Origin of the sequence: Sneathiella glossodoripedis JCM 23214 (assembly GCF_000616095.1) — a bacterium.
Taxonomy (GTDB): domain Bacteria; phylum Pseudomonadota; class Alphaproteobacteria; order Sneathiellales; family Sneathiellaceae; genus Sneathiella; species Sneathiella glossodoripedis.
Map to the genome: position 1 here is coordinate 1 of NZ_BAMS01000006.1, position 20,113 is coordinate 20,113.

Annotated in this window: 18 protein-coding genes; 11 read left to right on the plus strand and 7 right to left on the minus strand. The window is 43.0% G+C overall.

Annotated elements, in window-relative coordinates:
- On the plus strand, window positions 1-671 hold a 671-nt coding region (locus tag JCM23214_RS21480; RefSeq protein WP_037493868.1), incomplete at its 5' end, for a LamG-like jellyroll fold domain-containing protein.
- Window positions 623-2,779, plus strand: coding sequence for a right-handed parallel beta-helix repeat-containing protein (locus JCM23214_RS16575; RefSeq protein WP_025899917.1), 2,157 nt, complete (start codon window positions 623-625; stop codon window positions 2,777-2,779). The genes JCM23214_RS21480 and JCM23214_RS16575, both read left to right, overlap by 49 nt.
- Before the next feature lie 3 nt (window positions 2,780-2,782).
- On the opposite strand, the gene JCM23214_RS16580 is transcribed toward JCM23214_RS16575, so the two are convergent.
- Window positions 2,783-3,412: a class I SAM-dependent methyltransferase gene (locus JCM23214_RS16580; protein ID WP_025899918.1), complete on the minus strand. Its 630-nt coding sequence runs from the start codon at window positions 3,410-3,412 to the stop codon at window positions 2,783-2,785.
- A 210-nt stretch (window positions 3,413-3,622) separates the two neighbouring features.
- Between JCM23214_RS16580 and JCM23214_RS16585 the strand changes: the two genes are divergently transcribed.
- Window positions 3,623-4,789 carry a glycosyltransferase family 4 protein gene (locus tag JCM23214_RS16585; protein WP_148301922.1) on the plus strand — a complete coding sequence of 389 codons (1,167 nt, stop codon included), beginning with the start codon at window positions 3,623-3,625 and terminating at the stop codon, window positions 4,787-4,789.
- A gap of 139 nt (window positions 4,790-4,928) precedes the next feature.
- On the opposite strand, the gene JCM23214_RS16590 is transcribed toward JCM23214_RS16585, so the two are convergent.
- Both JCM23214_RS16590 and JCM23214_RS16595 read right to left on the minus strand, forming a co-directional pair.
- Window positions 4,929-5,264 carry a hypothetical protein gene (locus JCM23214_RS16590; RefSeq protein ID WP_148301923.1) on the minus strand — a complete coding sequence of 112 codons (336 nt, stop codon included), beginning with the start codon at window positions 5,262-5,264 and terminating at the stop codon, window positions 4,929-4,931.
- Window positions 5,246-6,133, minus strand: coding sequence for a hypothetical protein (locus tag JCM23214_RS16595; RefSeq protein ID WP_025899921.1), 888 nt, complete (start codon window positions 6,131-6,133; stop codon window positions 5,246-5,248). The genes JCM23214_RS16590 and JCM23214_RS16595 overlap by 19 nt, the downstream gene beginning before the upstream one ends.
- Before the next feature lie 198 nt (window positions 6,134-6,331).
- Here JCM23214_RS16595 and JCM23214_RS16600 point away from each other — a divergent pair, with 198 nt between their 5' ends.
- The gene (locus JCM23214_RS16600) at window positions 6,332-7,777 is read left to right on the plus strand and encodes an oligosaccharide flippase family protein (protein WP_025899922.1); all 1,446 of its coding nucleotides are present in this window, start codon (window positions 6,332-6,334) and stop codon (window positions 7,775-7,777) included.
- Window positions 7,778-7,802: 25 nt separating this feature from the next.
- Here JCM23214_RS16600 and JCM23214_RS16605 read toward each other — a convergent pair whose 3' ends face one another.
- A complete protein-coding gene (locus JCM23214_RS16605; protein ID WP_037493870.1) occupies window positions 7,803-8,846 on the minus strand; it encodes a GNAT family N-acetyltransferase in 1,044 nt (347 codons plus the stop codon).
- A 198-nt stretch (window positions 8,847-9,044) separates the two neighbouring features.
- Between JCM23214_RS16605 and JCM23214_RS16610 the strand changes: the two genes are divergently transcribed.
- The 4 genes from JCM23214_RS16610 to JCM23214_RS16625 are packed head-to-tail and all read left to right on the plus strand — an operon-like array spanning window position 9,045 to window position 11,930.
- Window positions 9,045-9,761 (plus strand): polysaccharide deacetylase family protein, encoded by a 717-nt coding sequence (locus JCM23214_RS16610; RefSeq protein WP_084264907.1) that lies wholly within the window; start codon window positions 9,045-9,047, stop codon window positions 9,759-9,761.
- A complete protein-coding gene (locus tag JCM23214_RS16615; RefSeq protein WP_025899925.1) occupies window positions 9,758-10,243 on the plus strand; it encodes a glycosyltransferase family protein in 486 nt (161 codons plus the stop codon). Before JCM23214_RS16610 ends, JCM23214_RS16615 begins: the two co-directional genes overlap by 4 nt.
- 5 nt (window positions 10,244-10,248) lie before the next feature.
- The gene (locus JCM23214_RS16620) at window positions 10,249-10,737 is read left to right on the plus strand and encodes a glycosyltransferase (RefSeq protein WP_234397791.1); all 489 of its coding nucleotides are present in this window, start codon (window positions 10,249-10,251) and stop codon (window positions 10,735-10,737) included.
- Window positions 10,738-10,742: 5 nt separating this feature from the next.
- Window positions 10,743-11,930, plus strand: a complete 1,188-nt coding sequence (locus tag JCM23214_RS16625; RefSeq protein WP_037493872.1) for a glycosyltransferase — start codon at window positions 10,743-10,745, stop codon at window positions 11,928-11,930.
- Here the strand turns inward: JCM23214_RS16625 and JCM23214_RS16630 are convergent.
- The gene (locus JCM23214_RS16630; protein WP_025899928.1) at window positions 11,927-12,859 is read right to left on the minus strand and encodes a glycosyltransferase family 2 protein; all 933 of its coding nucleotides are present in this window, start codon (window positions 12,857-12,859) and stop codon (window positions 11,927-11,929) included. The two genes, JCM23214_RS16625 and JCM23214_RS16630, sit on opposite strands and share 4 nt — an antisense overlap.
- A gap of 245 nt (window positions 12,860-13,104) precedes the next feature.
- On the opposite strand from JCM23214_RS16630, the gene JCM23214_RS16635 reads away from it, so the two are divergent.
- The 3 genes from JCM23214_RS16635 (at window position 13,105) to JCM23214_RS16645 (ending at window position 17,876) form a co-directional block, all read left to right on the plus strand.
- Window positions 13,105-15,528 (plus strand): tetratricopeptide repeat protein, encoded by a 2,424-nt coding sequence (locus JCM23214_RS16635; RefSeq protein ID WP_159104380.1) that lies wholly within the window; start codon window positions 13,105-13,107, stop codon window positions 15,526-15,528.
- Between the two features lie 95 nt (window positions 15,529-15,623).
- Entirely contained in the window at window positions 15,624-16,568 is a 945-nt protein-coding gene (locus tag JCM23214_RS16640; protein ID WP_025899930.1) for an ExeA family protein, read from the plus strand.
- 12 nt (window positions 16,569-16,580) lie between these two features.
- Entirely contained in the window at window positions 16,581-17,876 is a 1,296-nt protein-coding gene (locus JCM23214_RS16645) for a choice-of-anchor Q domain-containing protein (RefSeq protein ID WP_025899931.1), read from the plus strand.
- 9 nt (window positions 17,877-17,885) lie between these two features.
- Here JCM23214_RS16645 and JCM23214_RS16650 read toward each other — a convergent pair whose 3' ends face one another.
- Together JCM23214_RS16650 and JCM23214_RS16655 are read right to left on the minus strand one after the other, a co-directional pair.
- Complete coding sequence (locus tag JCM23214_RS16650) at window positions 17,886-19,355, minus strand: TIGR03016 family PEP-CTERM system-associated outer membrane protein (protein WP_025899932.1); 1,470 nt, start codon at window positions 19,353-19,355, stop codon at window positions 17,886-17,888.
- 47 nt (window positions 19,356-19,402) lie between these two features.
- Window positions 19,403-19,975 carry an XrtA/PEP-CTERM system exopolysaccharide export protein gene (locus JCM23214_RS16655; protein WP_084264919.1) on the minus strand — a complete coding sequence of 191 codons (573 nt, stop codon included), beginning with the start codon at window positions 19,973-19,975 and terminating at the stop codon, window positions 19,403-19,405.
- Window positions 19,976-20,113 lie beyond the last annotated feature (138 nt).

Genomic DNA, 20,113 nt, shown 5'->3' on the forward strand with positions numbered 1-20,113 from the left:
AGGCGACAACTACCACTCCACCAACCGAGGAAGAATTACTTGTTCAGAATGCCGAAGCATTGGGTGCAGATGTCGTTGACCTTGGACGGAGTGCCGACTTGTTTGGAATGGACAATTTCACACTCAGTGCAACCTTTTCATTAAATTCCCTAAATGGAGGAAATCAAACGCTTTTGTGGAACCATATGCAGTATGGCATCACAGTAAAGGACAATGACCTCCAAGTAGCGCTAAGAGGGTCTGATGGAAACCTGGACTATATAAATATTAAGGACGTGTTTTCGGATACCGGTTGGCACGATGTTCAGGTTGTTCGGAATGCAGCGGGAAACACGCTTGAAATATTTGTAGATGGATCAAATGTTCACAGTCAAGACGCAACAAATTTTGAACTGACAGAGCCATTGTATTGGAATGTCACAGCGGGGGGGACGCCGTGGGGTGACTCCTTTGATGGAATGCTGGCTGATGTTTCTGTGGTGAGAAGTGCAGTGGAGGTTGATGAAAGTGCGTCTATCTACCAACGAATGTATGACATGGATGCAAATGATGTCGCAAAACCACTAGACGTTGAAATGCAAGAGACTACTGGTGGATCTGATGCGAATGATGTAGCGCTTCTGTGCCGCCTGCCGAGGAAGAAGATCCGGTTACTGAAGCTGAATATGTGACCGTCTCCAGCAAAGAGCAACTGATGTCGGTCATACAGTCTAATCCGGATGGTGTGTCTATCAAGGTGGCACCCGGCGATTACATTGGAATTGACCTTGTAGGCTTAGACGCAGCTAGCGGTATTTCAATTTCTTCGCTGGATCCAGCTGATCCTGCGCGATTTGCTGATGTAAATATTTCTGGTTCCTCAAATATCAGTTTTGCAGATATTGAGTTTAGAGCAGACAATAGCTCTGAGGCTTTCTGGGGAACGCATGTCGTTCGAGTGGATGGTAGCTCCGCAATTTCTTTTGAAGGGAGCACTTTTGCAGGTGGGCCCGGTATGATGAATGAAGGCCTTTTCGGCTTATATGTGAACCACAGCTCAGGAGTAACTGTTCATTCAAGTGAATTTACAAATACCGAGCGCGGTGCAATGTTTTCGGAATCTGATAATCTGGATATCAGGGGGAACTATGTTCATGATCTGCAATCGGATGGGTTCGATTTCTCTGGCGTTCAAAATGTCGTAATTGACGGTAATAACTTTGAAAGTTTTTATCCCGTGGAAGGAGATCACGCTGACTTTATTCAATTTTGGTTGGTGGGTTCTGATGAGGGAACTGAAAATATTCAGATCTCAAATAATTTTATGGCACAAGGTGCTGGATTGCCAGTACAGGGGATTTTCATTACAGGTTCCGATACACTTGCAAATACGAATTTTAGTATCGAAAACAATGTCATAAATCAATCTGCTTATCACGGAATCACTGTGATGGGGGTAGATGGACTTGAGTTAAATAATAATACGGTTTTGTCCTCTGTTGGTGAACAGAGAGATACCTGGATCATGCTGGAAAGTGTGACGAACGGAACCGTTGCAAATAATATATCGACCGCATTTGTTGAACAGAATTCTTCTGGAATTAGTTATGAAAATAACCTCATTGCAGACGAAGCGGGTTTCAATGGAGCGACATATTCAGAATTATTTCAAGGGCATATTACGCAAAACTCAAATAATGTTGAGCTGTTTGAACTGCAGGGAGATGTTGGGGCTGGTGCGGATGTTTATTCAATATTAGCTTCAAATTTGGGTAATTCATCAGGTACAAACTCAGATGATTTGATTGAATATACAGAAGGTGATCAATCAATCTCAGGCTTTCTTGGCGATGATACATTAATTGGTGGATCTGGTGACGATGTCCTTTTTGGTGGTTGGGGAGCGGATCATCTAACCGGTGGATCTGGATCTGACACATTTGTGTTTAAAAATTATTTTGATTCAGGTCTTGGCACGGATAGAGATGTCATTACTGATTTTGACGCTGTAGGAAATACAGATAAAATTGATATCAGCGCCATCGCGTTTGGTGACTTCAAATTTTCTACTGGATCTGAGTTCACCGCTCAGTCATTCAATGAAAATGAGAAAAATGTGGTGTTGGCAGAAAAGGCTGATGAGTTTGGTGCGGGTGTTGTCAATCTCGGACGAGACAGTTCTTTGTTTGGTTCTGAGTCTATGACAATTAGCGCAACATTCGAGATGAATAGTCTGGCAGGTGGCTCTCAAACAGTTTTATATAATCACACGCAGTACTCTATTTCTGTTGTAGACAACAGTTTGCAGGTAGGTTTAAGGCAATCTTCCGGCTCGATCCTTCCCCTGTCCTTTGATAACGTAATCACGAGCCCTGGCTGGCAAGACGTTCAAGTGGTGTTGGATGGGACAAGTAATTCTCTGGAAATTTGGATGAATGGAGAGAATTTATATTCTAGCAATGGTCATGATATTGAAATCGGTGACCCTTTATATTGGGATGTAACTGCAGGCGGAACTCCATGGGGAGGTGCCTTGGATGGACGGGTTGCTGATGTGAGTGTTGTGGATCAGGCAATAGATATGTCACAGATAAATGACTTGTTTGACAGAACGCTTCATGTCGACCAGTTTGATGAGTATCTGGAGCTCGACCTGAGTACTGGTAACACTGAAGTGATCTTCAATGAGCAGGATGATGTTTTGTCAATCGACATTGATGGGGATCAAAATGCGGATATGGAAATACAGCTGCTGGGTGTGAGCGCGGTTGATCTGGACGCGTCCGATTTCATCACTTGAGGGCTAGTTTTTCTTCGCACATAGCAAGACTTGTGGAGCCAGAAATTCATCCAAAACTCCTAATGTAATTTTCGACAACCATTTTTCTAGGCGACCGCTGAATTTATACTCGGTTTTTTCAGTGGTTGCTCCGACATTTTTTATCCATGACTTGACCCTCTTCATCGTTGTGATCTGAAGGTGGGTGTTGTCGAAAATACCTGCAGTTCTATTTGGGACGGTACCCTTTATAAATAGGTGGAAAAATACGCTGTAGTGGCGAAAATTTGGTACACTGATTATGATTTTTGCACCTGATGGCAGGAGCTCGCTGCATTTGAGCAATATCTGCTGTGGCTCTGTAAGATGTTCCAGGACATCTGACAACATAACGCAATCAAATGTTTCGTTGGCTAGTTCGTCAAGCCCTTCCTGCGCAGTTTTTCTGATCACTCTTAAGCCATTTGACTCCGCAATCGGAGCGGCTTCTTCTGATGGTTCGATACCGGTAATTTTCTTGCCTTGTTCAATCAAGACCTTTTCTGTCCTTCCAAACCCGCACCCAATCGACAGAATGCTGTTAGCTGTGTGAGGGACGTAACGCAGCACATCGGAGCGAACATAACCGTAATATATATTATTTTTTTGATCCATAGTCGCCTGACGTTAATAATTACAAATCAGAAAGAGCAGTTCTAATTTTTACTACTAGTTTACATAAAGCAAGTTAGAAAAAATAGCATCGTAATATGTATGGTATTATTTTTGCCATTGGACTTTGTTTAAGAATCCTTTTAATGCTTTAATATGTTATTGGCTTGCGTGGCAGTTGGTGAAACTGTTTATTTATAAATTGGTGTAGTCTTGCGAAGAATTGGCTGTAAAAACTTAAATGCCTTATATGTTTCTCGGCATGATCCCAAAAATATAAGCAGTTGGTCGGGAACCCCGCATTTTATATATGAAGAGCTATGTCGACAATTCGAAGATGTGGATGTCTTAGTCCCTAAATCTTTGCGATGGTTTAGGCTGGTTTCAAAAGCTTTTAAAAAACTGTTCCAATATTTCGGAAATCATTCGATTGATTTAACACGCACCAGCTTCTACTCAAAAAACATTGGTAAAGAAATTGCTGCTTATGTGCAGGACACTAAACCGGATGTGATTATCGGGGTTGCCGCTTCAATTGAACTGGCCCATGTTGAGACTGACATTCCGATTGTTCATATTTCAGATGCGACATTCGCAGCGATGATCAATTATTATCCTGAATTTTCGAAAGTATGGAAACTGCTCGAATCTGAGGGTAACAAGATCGAAAAACTTACTTTATCGCGAGCAAGAGCTGTAATTTGTTCTTCAAACTGGGCACGTAAGTCTGCGATTGAGTATTATGGTGTTTCATCAAGTAAAGCTTTTGCGATTCCCTTTGGGGCAAATGTTCCGAACCTGCCGGATTTATCTGATGCAATGCTTGAACAGAAATTTCATGGTACCTGTAAGTTACTTTTTGTCGGCAAGGACTGGCAGCGCAAAGGCGGTGAAATTGCTTTGGAGGTATTCAGAAAGCTAAGGCAGTTGCAAGTCGATGCTGAAATTATCATTGTTAATGATCAGGCTAGGGTTGAGCCTGAGGAGGGCGTGACAGTTCATGGTAGTATCGATAAGAGCACAGTCCAAGGGTTAAGTCTTTTTTGTCAGCTGTTTGAGGAGGCATCTTTTTTCGTCCTGCCGACACAAGCAGAAGCATTTGGCTTAGTATATGCGGAGGCAGCCGCGTATGGATGCATAGCGGTAGGACCTGAAACAGGTGGTGTACCTGATATTATTGATGACGATGTTACGGGTATACTTATGCCAGAAACTGCTACGGTCGATGAATATGCAAACAGAATTGCCGAACTGTGGAAAAACAAGAAGAAGTTAGAGCAAATTTCGAAGGCCGCACGAAATAAGTTTGATGATCAATTAAGTTGGTCTAATTGGGGAGCGCAAGTTTCTGAAGTCGTCTCAAAAAAATTGCAGAAGTGATATGTGTTCTGCCCCTTTTAAACTTTGTTGAACTGTGGATTTTTGAGCTCTTTTCCTTGTGTGCGGCCAAGCGGAATGCGCGACTTAGGAGCAATTTGATTTATTGAGACAAGGCCCCCTAACATAATATTACTGATGATCAAGCTGGGCCATAAATACCAACAGACATGCTCGTAATATTAAGGGCAACTATTGCTGACGCCATGCAGAATACCAAATGTCGGTATGGGATTTCTGTTGAGCGAGTGTAGGACTTGATCGCTTGTTTAACGGCGTAATAATGCGAGGCAATATAGAGAATAGGGGCCATGATACCGCTCAGGTAAGCCAGTAGTAAGAAGTGATTTACAATATCCAGGCTGGCCTGACTTCCGATTTCCTGGATCCAATGGTCGGTGCTTTTGCCATCCATTCCAATCAGCCAGTATTCGTTCAGATGGCTTATCATTACTTCAATTAGTCTTGTTCTGTACACGCTGTGCCTCCACTTAGCCCCAGATAACTGATGAGGTGATAAAAGTGCCTGTTTGAAACAACTTCGACAAATAGAATGCCAAGTAAACTGATGCCAATCATTGGCTTTATGTATTTTGTTTTTTTCTCGAAAAAATTGCAGAAAAATAAAATGGCGCAACCAATCCAAGGCCCGCTTGATAAAGAGGTTAAAGCACCTAATACAGCAGCGGCTATTGCAACCCAATGCAAGGCGATATGTCTTGCATGCGATTTTGTCGCCCAGAGAATAGCTGCTAGTAGAACCATCGCGAGACCAAAAAAGATTGGTGTTGATGTACTCGTCCTCGCGCGTAGAAAACCAAGTCTTTGGCCTGCTTCATCGCCAAGGTTTACCCAGTTACGATATTGTTCCAACTGATGATAGGGAGAGTAATGAGTTGCTGCTTCGAAGACGCCAAACAAACACATAGTAATAGAAATCAAAGCTACTGGAGTGATCAAATCCCTTACGCTTTTCTCTGTTGTAAGCGCGATCCTCGCCAGTACGTAAATCAGTACAGTGTCCAATCCAGCACCAACCATTCTTGATGGTTTCGGGCCGTTTTCGCTCAAGAGTGCAGCAAAAATTGTCCATAACCACAAGGCCAGAACGAGTAGATCGACAGCGCTGATTTTTGGTAACTTTACGCGTGGCGCTAAAACAAATTTGCAAACGAGTAAGAGCGCTATTATGCGGGGCGCCGACATTTCAGCCGGTCCTATTCCCACTCTCAAATACTCCGGCCAAATGAGAGTAGAAAATATGACTATTCCAACGGCAGTTCCAGGACGTGACATTAAAGCTAACACACTTAGCCCAATAGCAATCAATCCTGTATACAATTCCATTTTTGGGGCCTTTGTTATTCGAATTACTGTAAGGTTGGCGAAATGCTTATCATATAAAATCTTAATCCTAAACTAAGTGGCGAGGAAAAAGCTTGGAAACAATAATTAAAAAAATACTATTGTGCACAATCATGGCTATCAAATTTATTATTTGAGGTATTCTTTGAAAATTGTGACGAATGAAAATAGAAGCAATTTATGACCAATAACAATCGTGTTCGCAGCGGAGCCGTTTACCTTGTAACAGGTGAACTGGCATTTCAGTTTTTTGGATTTTTGCGTAACATCATTGTTGCTCGCGCGATTGAGCCAGAAGATTTTGGTATTGCTTCTGCAATAGCTGTTTCAGTCACTTTTATAGAGGTCCTTGGTGGTCTGGAGGTCGGCAGGTTTCTCTCTCGTAAGCATGAGGATGCGTCCTCAAATTGGCTCAGTATTACGCACACCATTACTCTGTTTCGCGGGTTGATGACCGCAGCTATGTTACTTTTGTTCAGTGGATTGATCTCTGAATTTATGGCTCTGCCTGAATATAGTTGGGCATTTGCAATGATGGCAATAGTTCCCGCCCTCAGAGCGTTTATTAATAATTCTCATTGGGTGGAACAAAGAAATCTGAATTTTAGGCCATTTGTAATATGTCAGGCTGTACCGCAAGTCGTCAGTTTGCTCTTAACATTTCCAGTTCTTTATTTATTCCCGGACTTTAGAGCATTGCTTGTCTTGTCGATAGTAACCGCCGCCACCCATACCTTGTTATCTCACTGTGTCACTCGAACCGTTTATTCGCTGAAAATCAATAAAGAACAGTTTATTGAGCTGTGGAGATATAGTTTCCCTTTGTGGTTCGACGGACTGTTAATGTTTTGGGTTCTCCAGGGAGAACGCGTAATCGTGAGCCGTGAGTTTGGCCCTCAATGGCTCGGTATATACTCAGCAGCATTCATGCTGACATGGACACCAGCTGCAATTGCTAGTAGATTTTGCCAGTCTATAGGGGTGCCGTTTTTTTCCAAGAGCCTGCACTCAGGCACTGATTATCAAGATCCAGAGCGAGTAATGGCCACAATTATTGGTACGCTCGCGGTTGGGTTCTCGGGAATTATGACGCTTGGTGGTGCCATTTTGCTAAGTTGGTTGTTTGGTAACGCATATGCGGTCCCTTTTTTGCTGATGGGCTTGCTTGGAGCGCATTACGCTTTCAGGATAATTAGAGTTACCCCTACAGTTCTTTTCCTCGCGTTTGGCAATACTAAATATATTGCACAAGCTAATTTAATACGAGGTGGCGGTGTTATTCTTGCTTGGTGGGCTGCCGTATTTACCCAATCAATTTATGCGATTTTTGTTGTTTCGCTGCTGATGGAATTTTTGGCGAGTGAATGGCTGTTTCTTAAATGTGCGAAAATATCGAAAATTTCGGTGGGCTATAGATACGGTATTTATTTTTTATGTATCCTTCCCTTTCTAGCCCTGTTGAGATGGAACGCAGATATTGAAGCATTGTCATCAAGCCAATATTCCTACTTCTTCATCGTATCTCTGGCCTCAGCCTGCCTTGCAGCGGTGGTATTTCTGTATTCACTTTTTCGATACAAGGGGCTTGGAAAGTTATTTCTGGATGTAATCGGGGGCAAAAATTAGTCCAGAGGTACTGAAAACCTTTATGCTATCCGATGTCACAATCAGTCATTTGGAATGAGCTGGTAATCTCTCTCGAGCTTTCTTCTGTGATGATACTTGGTCGTGACGGGCTTTCCAGGAAACAAATAGGAAGCGTTCTGTGTTTAACATATCCACTAAAAAGATAACTTAAGAGGTTAGACTGTTGAACGTTTACCTGGTCTTTCAGATAAACGCCATCATAGTCTGAATAGGTTAGCTTGCTGGCCAGTTTGATTAACTTCAATTTGGTGGAAAAGGAAATTGAATCCTTGTCGTGAAAACATTCTGAAACCAAAATTAGGTTTAAAAAGTCAAGCTTATGCTTCTTTAAAGCAAGAAAGAAGGACCATTCTTTATTGTATACACGAAAATATGCGCGCTCCAGATTTTCGCCCGGAAAATTCACTCTATTTAACCTGGATTTCAAATAATCTTCGCTAGCACAATTGAGACGACGAAAATTTCTGGTGGCGGCAATGTATTCATCAATGGACAGTTTTTCTATTTTGCCGTTTATACTTTTTACTTCGCGTCTTATAGGCAAATCAGAAGATTTAACGTCTGGTGCCTTTTTGAGTATTTTTTTTCTGAATATTGATGTTAGCCGTGGAAGAATAATGAGTTGGCTGTTGGTCTGGTCTATAAAACTGTAGCCTAGCTTTTTGTACCCTGGACCTGATCTGTCATTTGGAGTGCCATAAATGAGTTGGATTTCAGGATCATCAAATGCAATGGCTTTTGCAGTGTTCACCAATTTGGAGAACAAGCCTTGTCGTTGGTGTTGGGGATAAGTGTTAGTTCCGCCAATTTCATAGCATTTATATGTTGTGCCAGAAACCTGGATGTCTCTTCTCGTTAAAAAACAAGTGGCAGCTATCTCTTCATCTGTATGCGCAAATATTGCGTATCCGCCAAGTAAATTTTGTGGGGCCCAAAAGCATAAGCTGTCATGCGTGTATTTTTCTTGGGTTTCGTTTTTTAATTTACCAATGAGGTTGTAGAATTTATCCTCTTCAGTGCTCTTGAAATAACTAACCTCATAAGTCACTGTTTTATTCTCCCACAAATCGAAAATTAGCAAACGGGAAATTCAGAATTTAATTATATCAAAAATAGTAAAAATTAGGTAGCAAGCTTTTATAGATGGCGCTTATTTAATAGTTAATCATTTTCTCAGTAAATATAAGTATTAATTAACAACCTGATTTATTGAAAATACATTGCTTACCAAAACTTATAAGGAATTATGATGTTTGTTGTTCAGGTTTTTTTGATTTGCGTTGCGCTTATCTGTTTGGTTTGGGTTGTTTTTCCCTACTGCATTAAACGCTATTCAATTCAAAAATTACGCAACAAATGCGCTAAATATGGCTTGCTGTGCTTGACATATGATGATGGGCCATCACATCAAGTGACTATACCTATAGTTGAATTGCTGGATTCTTATAAGGTCAAGGCAACTTTTTATGTATTAGGAAATAAATTGCAGTCGAATAAAGAAGTTTTGAGTCAAATAGTTGAGAAAGGGCACGCTGTTGGATGTCATTCTTATCAACATCGGAATGCTTGGAAGAGTAACCCGATCAGTGTGCTCATCGATATCCAAAAGGGAGTGCAGAGCTTGGGGGAACATGGTTTAAGGCCTTTATTGTTTCGTCCGCCCAGCGGAAAAGTCACGTTTGGAAACATGTTGCAGGCGATGTTCTTAAAAATGAAACTGGGCTGGTGGACACTTGATTCAACAGATACATGGGCTCCGCCTAGCAAGATAAACGACATAGTGAAGAAAGTGATTGATGCAAATGGCGGGGTGGTATTGTTACATGACCATAACCGAACTGAAAATCCAGATCGCCACAGCTACGTTATTGACTTAACCAGAGCGTTATTGGACGCGGCTTTCAAGAATAATATTAAGTTGGTGACCCATGAGGAATTATTGAACCGAAAGTTGTGGCCATGACGAACATAAAAGTATTGGCAATTTCGTCCGCTGGAGGGCATTGGGTGCAACTTCAACGAATTTCACCGGCTTGGGATGGCTGCAAAGTAATATACGCTACAACAAGAAGTGAATATTTTGCAGAGATTTTAAAATCTTCAGCTAATCGCAATCAGACTGAGCCTGTGTTTGAAACTTTTGTTGCGGCAAATCGGTGGCAAAAAATTCGTTTGTTAATACAGCTTATTCAGATCTTATGGATTATTGTAAAACACCGCCCGGATTTTGTCGTATCAACAGGCGCGGCATCAGGGTATTTTGCATTAAGAATTGGTAAGCTAACCGGCGCTAAAACCATTTGGCTGGATAGCATCGCGAATTCTGAAGAATTGTCATTATCTGGTCAGAAAGTCTCGAAATATGCTGATCTTTACCTGACACAGTGGGAACATCTGGCCAACCCAGATCAAGGCGGCCCATTATTTAAGGGGGCTGTGATTTGATTTTTGTGACAGTTGGACATGAGCTCGGCTTTGATCGTTTGATCCGTGCAGTTGATATCTGGAGCCAAAGTCAAGACGTGCAGGTGTTTGGACAACTCGCGGAACTAACACCCGAAAGTTATCGACCTCAAAATTTTGATTATGTGGACTATTTGGGCCCAACCGAATATCAGAAAAAATTTGATCAGGCGGAGCTGATAATTTCTCACGCGGGTATGGGAACAATAATTACAGCGCAGACTACAGGTAAACCTCTGCTGATAATGCCAAGACGCGGGCAACTTAAGGAAACCAGAAACGATCATCAAGTTGCGACAGCACGTAAATTTTGCGGCAAGTCTGGAATTTTTGTTGCGGATGACGAAACGGTATTTCCAAATGTAATTAAGGTGGCATTAGAGGCTGTCCATACGGCAGATAGGCCGTCTGCAAGTGAGTTCGCAGAGCCCGCATTGTTGGACGCATTACGACATTTTATAAAAGAAAACGGATAAGGCTCGTGCTTAAAAAAAGTATGGAAAATACTGAATTTGACGGTGTCATATGTTTTGGTGGTGTTGACTGGTGGTACCATAATCGAGGGCATTACGACCTTCAGATGATGCGTGAGTTTAGTCAGAAATATCCAGTTCTTTATGTTAATTCAATTGGCATGCGCCCTCCAAAAATTGGTGAAGGTGCAATGTTTGTCACCCGAATTAAAAGAAAATTGAAAAGCCTGTTCAGAGGTCTTGTTAAGGTTCGCAATAATTTTTCGGTGTTTAGCCCTGTGACCTTACCTGGCGGTGGTAACGGACCATTTTCTGCGTGGGTTGCAAAAACTGCACTGGTAATGCAGGTGAAAATTGCTGCCTGGCGATGTGGAATCAGGCGACCGCTGGTCTGGGTCGCATGTCCCCCTGGCCTGGTTGCAGTTCCGCATCTGAAATCACAAGCAGTTATATATCAGCGTACCGACAGGTTCGAAGATTTTGCCGGCGTTAATTCGAAGCGGATAAAAGAATTCGATACAGAGCTTAAAAAGATTGCGGATATCGTTCTCTTTTGCTCTCGGGAACTATACCAAGCTGAAAAACAGCAAAACTCAGGATCTCTGTTTGTTGATCATGGTGTTGATTTCTCGCATTTTGAAAAAGCCGGGATTGCGTATGAAAAAAATGGCAAAGAGCCGCCAGATTTGTCCGGTATCCCTCATCCGCGGGTTGGCTTTATTGGGGGGATAGATGCCCACACATTTGATCCAGAATTATTTGTAAATGTTGTGAGCGGGCTTCCTGACGTCTCTTTTGTCATGATCGGTGCCTGTTCGCTGCCTGATAATTGGTGCCCTTATGAAAATGTCTACCTGTTGGGGCAAAGACCATATGAAGAAGTTGCCTCTTATATGGCAGCCTGCGATGTATTGATAATGCCCTGGAATCAAAGTGATTGGATAAAAGCCTGCAATCCAGTCAAGATGAAAGAGTATCTCGCTGTTGGAAAACCCATTGTCAGCACATATTTCCCCGAAGTGGATTTTTTCAGGGAACATATTCATGTGGCTTCCAACGCTAATGAGTTTCAGGACATGATTAAATCCTGCTTAGCGAATAGTGAAGAGCCACTTGAAAAGCGCGCATTTGTTCAGGATCACACCTGGTCAGCCAAAGCAGATGTTGTGCTTGGCGCATTAAAAAATTCTGGTTAGTTATACCCTTGCATCCACTCTTTCCGACGTTGCCATAATGACTGCCAATATGTTTCTTCTTGGGCCGAGCTGAAGGATTTTGAACGGGCACATCTTATGAAAACATACAGTTTCATCAGGTTTAACCCTATGGAAGTGGTAAGCCTTGGCCAATGGTCGATAATCAATGTGATTTTGGCTTTTAGGATCAGGAGCGTTTTGTCAAGCCGTTGGTCAGAGGACGCGCCAACCAGATGCATTATTTGTGCATCAGGAGTAATCATCGGAGAGTAACCTTGTTTTTTAGCTCGCAAGCACAGATCGGCTTCTTCTCCATACATTACATATTTCAGATTAAAGCCCCCAAGGTCGCTCCATAGTTTTTTACGTATCATAAAAAAACAGCCGCTCACAATGTCCACATGTCGAACAGTGTCTCTTTTCCAACCACCCATTGCTTCAGGGTTGAAAAGGTTGGTCTGAGGAAAGAGTGTTGTCAACCCAAACGCATGACAGAACATGCTCCATAGGGTGATCTTTTGCCAGCATGAGGCAATATTTAATGAACCATCAGGAAAGACTGTTCTTCCACCAGTAATACCCGCCTCTGGATGCTGCCGGGAAAATTTCAGTAAATTGTCAATGGCATGTTTGTGAACTTCTGTATCGGGGTTGAGCAGTAAAAGCCATTCCGTTTCGGCTTTTTCCGCAACTATGTTGTTGGCTTTTGCAAATCCAAGATTTTCATCGGAACGAATAAGCTCAACTTGGGGGAAGTGCCTTGCAACGGCGTCGGCTGAACCGTCGTGTGACGCATTATCAAACAAAACAGCCTTGAATTTAGTGCGTGACGTGTTCTGAAAAAGCGTTTCAAGACATTTTAAAGTTAAATCTCTAGTGTTGTAACTAACGATAATCACCGTCAGCTCATCCAATTCGTTATTTGCCATTAATACTAATCTCTACATGGGGTTTGCAAAGAGAATAAGGCGCTACATCTTAAAATGTTGTTCACGTAACAGTGCCCCCACTGGTTATTGTTGGTACATGAAAACTTCCAAGAGTTTAATAAACTCTTTAGAGGTTCAATTATAGTTAACAATCAATATTGTATAAATGGTATAAAGAAAACGGGCACATGATAGGCCTTGTCAGATATTTAACGCGACTGACGCAAGATTTGGGACGTAAACAGATGCGAAATCATTATATTGCAAGTACTGCAGGTAAAAAGATAATCACTGCTGTGATTGGGCTCTTGCTTTTGTTGAACCTTACCGCCTGTGACTCTCCGGAAGAAAAAGCGCAAGCATATTATCAGAATGCTATGCAATTGTTCGAAGAGGAGAATTTTGAAAAGGCGGATTTGGAATTTCGCAATGCGTTGCAACTTGACCCAAATATAGCCGATGCATGGTATCATCTGGCACTGTTAGAAGAGAAAAATGGCAAAGCGCGGCAGTATGCAGGTGATTTGCTTAAAACTGTTGAATTGGATCCAAATCACGTTGGCGCTCAGGTTCGCTTGGCGAAAATCATGCTATTTTCTGGACGACCCGAGGAGGCCCGTGAAAAATCAGATTTGGTTCTGAGGCTTGCACCAGAAAATCCAGATGTTTGGTCCTTGCGAGCTGCAGTGTTATTACAGGATAAACAGCAGGAGCAGGCACTGGAAGCCGCGCAAAAAGCACTTTCGTTGGATAAGGGACATGTTGAGGCCAGTCTCGTAATTGCAGTTGAGGCGCTTGGGAAGCAGGACTATCAAAAAGTCCTCGATATTATTGCGATGAGCCGTGAAGTTCATCCTGAAAATGTACCGCTTTTGCTTACAAAATTGCGCGTTCATGAAATGCAGAAAGATAAGCAAGGTATTGAGGAGACTTTTCGTGAGCTTATTCAGGTTGACCCTGAAAACCGTCAGTTCCGTACTAATCTGACCCGTTTTTATCTTGCTGAGGGGAATAAGGATAAAGCGGAACAGGAAATTCGGTCAATTGCAGAAGAAAATCCTGAAGATACCAATGCAAAGCTTGATATCGTTCGCTATCTGCAGTCGGTTTCTGGAACTGAAGTTGCAAAATCCGAGCTTCAGAAACTAATAAAAGACCAGCCAAACGAATATATCTATCAACTCGCACTGGCTGAAATGTATCTGTTGGAGAGGGATATAGAAGGCGCAAAATCCATTTTGCAAAAGGTTATAACCGGTGCAGGCACGGAAGAGGACGGCTTGAACGCTCGTATAAAGCTGGCCGAACTGCTCTTGCGTGAAAGCAAATTGGAAGAGGTAAACAAGCTGATTGAAGAAACAATCGCTGCTGATAACCGTAATATTCAGGCGCTGACCATGCGGGCTGCATTGGCGCTTGATGAGGGGCGAATTGAGGATGGGATTACGGATCTGAGATCCGCTTTGAGAGATCAGCCCGATAACGTGCGGGCAACATTGTTGCTTGCGCGTGCTCATGAAATGAACGGTGCCGTAGAGTTGGCAGACGATCGATTTGCTGCAGCCGTGAAACTTTCGCGAAATGCGCCAACCGCATCTTTACAATACGCACAGTTTTTAATTCGTCGCACCAATTTTGACCGAGCGACTAAGGTGCTGGAGCAATCATTGAAAGGTGCACGGCAAAATCGGGCGCTATTGACTTCGCTTGCCCAAGTTCATCTCATTCAGCAGAACTGGACCGCTGCGGAGGAAATTGCTGCTTATCTAAAACAAATCGATAAGGATAATCCTGTTTCGGACCAGATTCTGGGACGCTCCTACGCGGGTCAAAATGATCTGGAAAAGAGTATGGAGGCTTTTAAGTCAGCTCATGAAAATCTTCCAGGTGGTGTAAACACTCTGGTTGCTGTTGTTCGCTTGTATGTTTCGCAAGGTAAAACAGAAGAAGCTTTGACATTTTTGAACGAAATAGTTGCTGCGCGACCCGACAATCATGCTGCGAACCTGTTAATTGCTCAATTACAAAGTAGTTCAGGGAATGAAGAAGAAGCCTTGAAAATGTATGAAAAAGTCATAACGGCAGCGCCCAAATACGAGTCTGCTTATTATGCACTATTTACTCACCACGTTCGTCGTCAGGACTTTGGTGCAGCGCAAGCGACACTTGACCGTGGGCTTGCAGAGTTGCCCGCAAATTATACATTGATGATGTCGCAAGCCGGGCTTTATGAGTTGCAGAAAGACTATAAAGCAGCGATCTCTGTTTACGAAGACATCCTTGAAGAGCGGCCGAATACGGATGTTGTCGCTAATAATCTCGCAAGTTTGATGTCTACAGTTTATGATGATGAAGAAAATTTGCGAAAGGCCTATACTTACGCAAAACGTTTCAGAAGCTCGACTATAGCTCATTTCCAGGACACACTTGGCTGGATCCATTATAAGTTGGGCGAATATGAGTTGGCGACGGAGTTATTGGAACAGGCAGTCGAGAAAATGCCTGAATTTGGAACGCTCCGATATCACTTGGGTATGTCTTACCTTGCAGAGAGCCGAACTGATAAAGCTCTTACAGAGCTTGAGAAAGCAGTTGAAATAAGTGCTTCCAACCCTTATCCAGAAATGGATGAAGCCAAAGAGCAGCTTGAAAAGTTGAAAACGCCATAAGTTGCTACGAAGAGTCGTTATTTGTTAAGGGATTGCCTGTATCCTTCGAAGGGCAATCCTTTCTTTTAGGCAGTTGCCATGTTTGGTTTTAGCGAATGTATGAAGAGTTTTACGGGCTAAAGAATAAGCCGTTTTCAATCCAACCCGACCCGGAATTTATTTATTGGGGCCGTACACATTCACTCGCCTACGCCATGCTTGAATATGGCGTAATGAATCACGCTGGGTTCACTGTTATTACCGGTGAAATTGGCTGTGGGAAAACCACACTCATCAGGCACCTCTTAAACCGGCTCGAAGAAGACTATACGGTTGGCCTTGTGTCAAACATTCAAGGGGGGAATTTGCTGGAATGGGTTCTGTCGGCTTTTGATCAACCCTATGACAACCCATCCGAGGTTGCGCTTCATGATCAGTTGCAGAAATTCCTTATTGAGCAGTATGCATCAGGGCGAAGGACTATTTTAATTGTTGATGAAGCTCAGAATTTAGGTCACAAACTTTTGGAGCAGTTGCGCTTGTTGTCCAACATAAATGCGGATAATGACCAATTACTACAATTAATTCTGGTTGGGCAGCCGCAACTCAAAACCCTGCTTCAATCACCGAAGCTGGTCCAGTTTGCGCAACGAGTTGCATCGGATTTTCATCTTGTTTCTTTGGGCAAAGAGGATGTGAAAGAATATATTACTCACCGCCTTGAAGTTGCAGGAAGAGAGAGTGGATTATTTACAGACCTCGCTTGTGAACGGATTTTTGAAGCGAGCCGTGGCGTTCCAAGAATTATAAATATTCTATGTGATACTTGTCTCGTCTATGGCTTCGCACAAATGGCAGAACAGATCGATAGCGAAGTCGTCGATGAGGTGATCGCAGACAAGAAAGAGCATGGGGTATTTAAGCTTGGTGAAGAAGAGGCTTACCCTGCCAGCGATATGGATGAAAAAGGGAGCGCCGCCGAGGACGAGGATGACGAACCTGCTCTAGTCATCAGAGACAAAGAATTAGTGAAATTATTGCTGGAAAAACTGCAGAGTTAAAAGGCAAAAATCATGGAACTGCTGCTAAGGGTCCTAATTGTATTTGTTTTCTGTACTTATAGTTACAAGACAGGAACTGCAAAAGATCACTATGTGTATGCGGTTGGAAATGCAGGCTCCGCACCTGAAAAGGCCGTTCCAGTACAAGTGAACGGTCTACTCGAATTTTTGACCTCTGATAAGGTTGTTTCGGGGGATACTATTTATTTGTACCCCGGGAATTATGGAAACTTGGTCATCAGGAACTTTGACCAAAGTAAAGAAACCAGATTAATTTCCATAGAAAAACATAAGGCAGTATTTTCCAAAATTACGCTCTGGGGTTCTGATAATTGGACAATTGAGAGTGTGAAAGTACACAAGGATCACAACACTCCTTCGAGCGCCCGCAACTTGGTAGATATTGAGGCAAGGGCCAAGCATATAGTTATCCGGAACTCACTTATTCAGTCCGCAGCCAATACCAGTGGCTGGACAAAAAGCAGATGGAATTCGGGATTGCTTTCCGGCGTTTTCTCCCGCGGTGAACACATAAAGATATTGGATAATGAAGTTACGAACATAAATTTTGGAATTTCAATGTTGGGGGATTATTCCGAAGTTGTCGGTAATACGGTAAGCGATTTTGCTGGTGATGGTTTGCGAGGACTGGGAGACAACGCCCTCTTTGAAAAAAACTCAGTTTTAAATTGTCATTCTGTAAACGATAACCACGACGATGGGTTTCAGTCTTGGAGTGTCGGTGACGACGGGAAGCTGGGTGCTGGGGTTGTTCAAAATGTTGTTTTTAGAAAGAATTTAATTATTGGAAATGCCCGGCCAGATAATTCTCCAGCCTGCGAAATGCAAGGTGTTGGAATGTTTGGTGGGCATTTTCGAAATTGGGTAATTGAAAACAACATTGTAATTGTCGATCATTGGCATGGAATAACGGTTCTTGGTGCTGAGAATGTTAAAATACTGAATAACACGGTATTTGATCCAACTGGTAAAAAGCCTGGACCAGCGTGGATTAGAGTGACAAATTATAAAAACGGGAAAGCTTCTTCAGGGAATCTTGTCGCAAATAATCTAGCGCATTCGTTCAGTTTTCCAGATGGTGGTGTGTTACAGCTTCAAAACCAGATTATACGCAACCCTTATGCGCTTTTTGTGAACCCGGATGAAAATGACTTTCGATTAAAGGCCGGTAGCAGAGCTATTGACGCTGGGATGGATGGGCTTGGAGTCGCAAATGATTTTTATGGGAAACCAAGGCCTACTGGCAGCAAAACGGATGTTGGGGCTGTTGAATATCAGCCAAACTGAAACAGGGTTTCAGAATGCTTTGCGTAATCCAACTGTAAAAGAGTTTTCTGTAATGTCGCCGCTGCTGTCATTCTTACGTGTCAGGTTTGAATATCCTGCGCTTGCACTCAAGCCGTTTCCAAACTCATAGATATAGTTGGCGCCAAAACTATATACGGTTTCTTCTGCACTGGGAGTTTGACCGTCAATTACCTCTGTAAGACCAGCGGACAATCTTAAATTTGCGCGTGGTGTCAGTTGTCTGGAGAAATTACCGCTAATACCGACATTTCGTTCACTGCTATTATCTTCAAGAATTTCCTGTTCAATATAATTTCCAGAAAGGCCATAACTGTTTCGCCCTCGCGACCCTTGCCAGGAAACTTGCAGGCTTTTGGTTTTGCTGACACCATCAATATATCTGGCGACAGAAAAGTCCGGTTGGACCAGTTCGCCTTGCTCATCCAGAATATCTGTGTTTGCCAGCGAATAATCTGCAGCATTGATATTTACGGTATAGGTTGCCGAAATGCTGTCTTGGCTGGTTGGCAAGTAGGAAACATTTACGTCAAACACCAGATCATCAAAACGGTGCCCTATCTGAAAACTGGCATCAGTTCGCGAGTTAGGATGAAATCGAATGCCAGTACCGCCAAAAATACCTCCAAGATCATCTTCATCAGAAATGGAATTTATATCAAACTCATCATAACCAATGGTTCCCAGAAAGGAAAACATCCGGCTAACCGGGATTTCACCCGTCACCACGCTGGAATAGTGAGTAAACTCATCTCCTACATCGGACTCGTTAAATACTGCTCGATTATCAAAAGACCATTTCAGTTTTTCAAATCGAATGCCGCTTCCCAGATTGAGTTGGAATTCATTGGATTGCTGATTGGAAGGATTGGCCGTATCCGCACCAACATTGGGCTCATAAAACCGGGTCTCGGAATATCCATATTTAGCAGTTAAAATAGCCCAGTCGTCGAGGTTCTGTGTGTAATATGGTGAAATGGAGCCATTAAAAACCTGTGTTCTGTCTCCGGACTGGGTTCTATTCCCCGCACTTGTAGCTCCCACCGTATCAAGAGTTTCTTCTGTAAAGGTAACTCGGCCATCAACAAAAAATCGGTCATCAATCAGTTCAACTGTTGCATTTCCGATCAAATTTTGCCGGTACCCATCGAGTTCATGATATTTGGCATAATAATCCTGCGAAAGCGTGTAACTAAGATTTATTTCGCTGCGGCGGGTATTGCCTGTGACGTTGAAGCCAAGATCGAGCGTTGTGATAAAATCGCTTTTCTCATTATTGGTTGTGCCAAATACGTTATCCGTAAACTGCTCTTCTGCCGCCACAAACGGCTCAAACGTCCAGTCATTCGCCGAGGCAGCGTGTGAATACATGGTGACGCTTGCGAAAAGCACAGCAACTGCAGTGCCAGATGGCGCTGCAATTGCCGAAGTTAATTTTATCTGCTTGTGCGGTGAGCTCAACGTACCTGTGTCCTGACTGCTAATTGCTTCCAGTGTTTTCTTAAACTCTAGAACCAGCTTTCGGGAATGATGATGATGTCACCCGGCAGAAGCGGTACGTTTGCAGAAACGTCTCCGTCAAGAAGCAGGTCGTCCAGACGAACACGATATGTTTTTTTCTGGCCATTTTCATAACGCACTATGATTGATCGGTTGCCCGCAGCAAACTCGGTAATGCCACCAACCGCAATCATTGCGTCCAGAACGGTCATTTTATCATTGAAAGAAATTGCCATTGGTTGAACGGCCTGTCCAACGATCCGAACCTGTTGGCTGTACGGGCCCGCGAACTTTGTCACCGATACCGTGACAACCGGATCTACAATATAATCTTTAAGCCTGACAGCGATGTCCTTAGCCAGTTGGTCAGCCGTTTTTTCGGCGGCTTGGATATCTCCAATTAATGGAGTTGATACTTTACCGTCGGGGCGGACAGGAACGGTTACAGAAAGATCAGGATTCTGCCAGACGAATACCTGCAATTCGTCATGTGCCCCGATTACATACTCAGGAGCACTTGTTAAGGTCGTTGGTGCATCTTCAGAGAGTTCAGGGTAGGATGTGCATGCCGCAAGCGACATGGCCACGCCTACTGCGAAGGCGCATCGAAAGACGGTTTTCAAAAAGATGTTTTTCACAAAAGCCTCCCGCTGGTAGCAACCCAACTAATTTTAGCCACATTAAAGCATTATTCACTAACGCAGGAATATAACTACATT